Annotated in this window: 4 protein-coding genes; 2 read left to right on the top strand and 2 right to left on the bottom strand. The window is 58.0% G+C overall.

Annotation, left to right across the window (positions count from 1 at the left end; translation table 11 throughout):
* A partial coding sequence (locus WBP53_RS05325; RefSeq protein ID WP_423926673.1) for a 23S rRNA (adenine(2030)-N(6))-methyltransferase RlmJ occupies nucleotides 1-831 on the bottom strand: 831 nt, incomplete at its 3' end.
* Between the two features lie 237 nt (nucleotides 832-1,068).
* On the opposite strand from WBP53_RS05325, the gene WBP53_RS05320 reads away from it, so the two are divergent.
* Nucleotides 1,069-2,889: a DUF885 domain-containing protein gene (locus WBP53_RS05320; protein WP_423926671.1), complete on the top strand. Its 1,821-nt coding sequence runs from the start codon at nucleotides 1,069-1,071 to the stop codon at nucleotides 2,887-2,889.
* Nucleotides 2,890-2,986: 97 nt separating this feature from the next.
* Nucleotides 2,987-3,160: a hypothetical protein gene (locus WBP53_RS05315; protein WP_423926669.1), complete on the top strand. Its 174-nt coding sequence runs from the start codon at nucleotides 2,987-2,989 to the stop codon at nucleotides 3,158-3,160.
* Nucleotides 3,161-3,171: 11 nt separating this feature from the next.
* Here WBP53_RS05315 and WBP53_RS05310 read toward each other — a convergent pair.
* Nucleotides 3,172-3,279, bottom strand: a 108-nt coding sequence (locus tag WBP53_RS05310; RefSeq protein ID WP_423926675.1) for a TRAM domain-containing protein, incomplete at its 5' end; no start/stop codon positions are given.

The raw sequence follows: 3,279 nt of genomic DNA, 5'->3' as shown, positions 1-3,279 counted from the left end.
CCACTCAACCCTGTGTTGGCCGAAGCGACTCTGGGACAACAGTTCCTGCAGTGCCGGCAGAAGCTCTTCCAACTGGCGATCAAATCTCCATGGCGGGTTGATGATCGCCATTCCACAGCCATTGAGGCGCAAGGCCGAATTGTCGGGGTGCAGCAGGAATTCGGCAATCAGGACCTTGCCGAATCCGCTCTTGGACAGCCATCGATGGAAGGGCAATACCTGCTGACGCAGCTTGATCGGGTACCAGACCGCATACATGCCGGTCGCCCATCGTTTGGAGGCGTCGGCGAGGGCCTTCTCGATGATGCGGTATTCGTCGTCCTGCGCTTCGAACGGCGGATCGATCAGAACCAGACCGCGTCGCTCCTTGGGGGGTAGGAGGGCATTCATGGCCGCGTAGCCGTCGCGTTCGTGAACGGCGAATCGTGCATCCCCCCGGAACAGGGATTTCAACGCCGAACATTCCTCGGGTTGAAGTTCGCAAAGTATTCCGCGATCGATATCCCGCATCAGCAGGCTGGCGATCAGAGGTGAGCCAGGATAGCTGCTCAGCTCTTCGTGACCCGCGTTGAGTGATCGAACAAGATTGACATAGACATGGACCAGAGTTGGCGCTCTCGATGCAGCCAGCAGGCGCTGGATCCCGTCTGCCGCCTCGCCCGTGCGTTTGGCCTCGGTACCGTCCAGTTGGTACCGCCCGCGTCCGGCATGGGTGTCCATGAAGGCAAAAGGCGTCTGCTTTGCCTTCAGTGTCTCGATCAGACCGATCAGGATCGAATGCTTGAAGACATCGGCGAAATTGCCGGCATGGAAGGCGTGGCGGTAGTTCATGGTGGCTGGGATCCAGATGAATCATCCGCTGTCGTGCGGGTTGTTGCCCAACATACGCGCCTCGGCACGCTGTCAGCAAGTGTGTAAAAAGCAACTCGCTCCGAACATGCGGGGGTCTTGTCCGGCGAGCCGAGGTTGCGATCCGGTGAGTTCCTGCCAGGCGTTACTTCTGGCCATGCAGTTCCATGCTGTATGGCTGTTAATCTGCACGACTGTTTGCCTTGAGGGGATGGGTCCGTGAGAACGTTCTTCAAATGGTTGTTTCGGCTGGTCTTGGTGCTGGTCGTGGTGGTGGCACTGTTGTTCGTGAACGTCTGGTATTTCAAACCATACAAGATCGACTGGTTCTACGCTCGCGTGTTTGGCCAGTTCGCACTTGAAAGCCCACAGATGCTGAGCAGCATGCGCATCTTGCCGCCCTGGGCCGATTTCTACAGTGGCAAGCTGGATGATGCATCGATCGCACAAGGCGACGAGATGGCTGCGAAAATCAAGGCCGATCTCGATACGCTGCGTCGTTACGATCGTGAATCACTGGATGCCGAAGGCAAATTGTCCTACGACTCGCTGGAATTCTTCCTTGCCGACCAGGTTGAAGGGGATCGATTCCGCTACAACGATTTTCCGGTCAATCAGATGTTCGGCGCGCAGTCGAGCCAGCCCAATTTCATGGCGCAGACACATCAGGTCAACAATGCCTCGGATGCCGAAAATTACATCAAGCGCCTGGACCAGTTCCCGCTGAATTTCTCCCAGGTACTTGAAGGGTTGAAATTGCGTGAGGAGAAAGGCGTGATTCCGCCCAAGTTCACGGTCGACAAGGTGCTCGACCAGATGAACGGCTTCATCGGCATGCCGGCATCGGAAAACATGCTCTACACGAGCTTCAAGGAAAAGCTGGACAAGCTTGAAGCGGATACCGTCGATCAGGCCGCCAGGGACGATTTGCTGGCTCGTGCCGAGACATCGATCGACCAGAGTGTCTATCCGGCCTATCGCGACCTGATCGCCTATTTCACCGAGCTGCAAGGCAAGGCGACCGAAAATCTCGGTGCCTGGAGCTTGCCGGATGGTGATGAGTACTATGCATGGAGTGTCCGTAGCCATACGACGACGGACATGACGCCGCAGCAGGTTCACGAACTCGGACTGGCCGAAGTCGGCAGGATCAGCGCTGAAATGGACGCCATCCTGATCGAGCAGGGCCTGGTCGAAGGCACGGTAGGAGAACGGGTGCAGCAGCTGGCACGCCAGCCGGAGCAGATGTATCCGAACACGCCTGAAGGCAAGGCGGCCATGATCGCCGAGTATCAGGCCATCCTCGACGACATCAACGACAATCTCGGTGACACCTTCAACAGGCGGCCGAAGCTCGGTGTCGAGGTCAAGCCGATTCCCGAATTTTCCGAGAAGTCGGCTCCGGGTGCGTACTATCAGGGTGGTGCCTTCGACGGTTCGCGCCCCGGTGTGTTCTTCGCCAACATGCGCGACCCGGGTGAGACTCCCAAGTTCGCGATGCGCACGCTTTCCTACCATGAAGGCATCCCCGGCCATCATTTCCAGATAACGATTGCGCAGGAGCTTCAGGGTGTGCCGTTTTTCCGTCGGGTACTGCCATTTACCGCGTATTCCGAAGGCTGGGCACTGTATGCGGAGCGTCTCGCCTGGGAGATGGGCTTCGAGGATGATTCGCTCGACAACCTGGGCCGTCTACGCGACGAGATGATGCGCGCTGTCCGTCTCGTCGTGGACAGTGGTATCCACTACAAGCGGTGGACGCGAGAGCAGGCCATCCAGTACATGCTCGACAATACCGGCATGGGCGAGGGTGATGTCACTGCCGAGATCGAACGCTACTTCGTCAACCCGGGGCAGGCGCTGGCCTACAAGGCCGGAATGCTCAAGATCCTGGAACTGCGTGAGAGGGCAAAGTCCGAACTTGGCGACAAGTTCACGCTGAGTGCCTTCCACGACGAGATCCTGACCCATGGCGCCCTGCCGCTTTCACTGCTTGAGCGCGTGATCGACGAATGGATAGCGAAGGTGAAAGCGGGGTGACAGGCGTCATCAGCCAGGGCTGACGCCTGGAACTGATCCGCGACACGCGGATCAGAGATGCTTCCAGCGCACCGATTCAGGTGCGCTGGAGGTCACCATGAATCTTTCCATCGAACAACGTGAAACACTGGGTCGCTGGCTTCCGACGCTGATTGCCGCGGCAGCTATATGGCTGATCGCGCGGGGGCTTGGCAAGCTATTCCATGCCGTTGGTTTCGGCCTTGTATGGGTCTATTTCTGGACACAGGGAGTGCCGTCTTTCCTGCATTGAAGCCGTGTTCGTCAGGCGGCGCGTTCGTCACTTGCCATTTGCACGCGGCCTCGCAGTGAATTGGCCATCACCTCGGTGATGAATACATCGACGAACTCGCCGATCATTCGCGCATGGCC

The sequence above is a fragment of the Dokdonella sp. genome (genome assembly GCF_049593775.1).
In the GTDB taxonomy this organism is placed as follows: Bacteria; Pseudomonadota; Gammaproteobacteria; order Xanthomonadales; family Rhodanobacteraceae; genus Dokdonella.
This window is presented reverse-complemented; position numbering and strand designations above follow the sequence as displayed.

Bases quoted from the DNA above. Each gene is read 5' to 3' on its own strand.
- WBP53_RS05315 (WP_423926669.1), top strand. From the start codon at position 2,987: ATGAATCTTTCCATCGAACAACGTGAAACACTGGGTCGCTGGCTTCCG.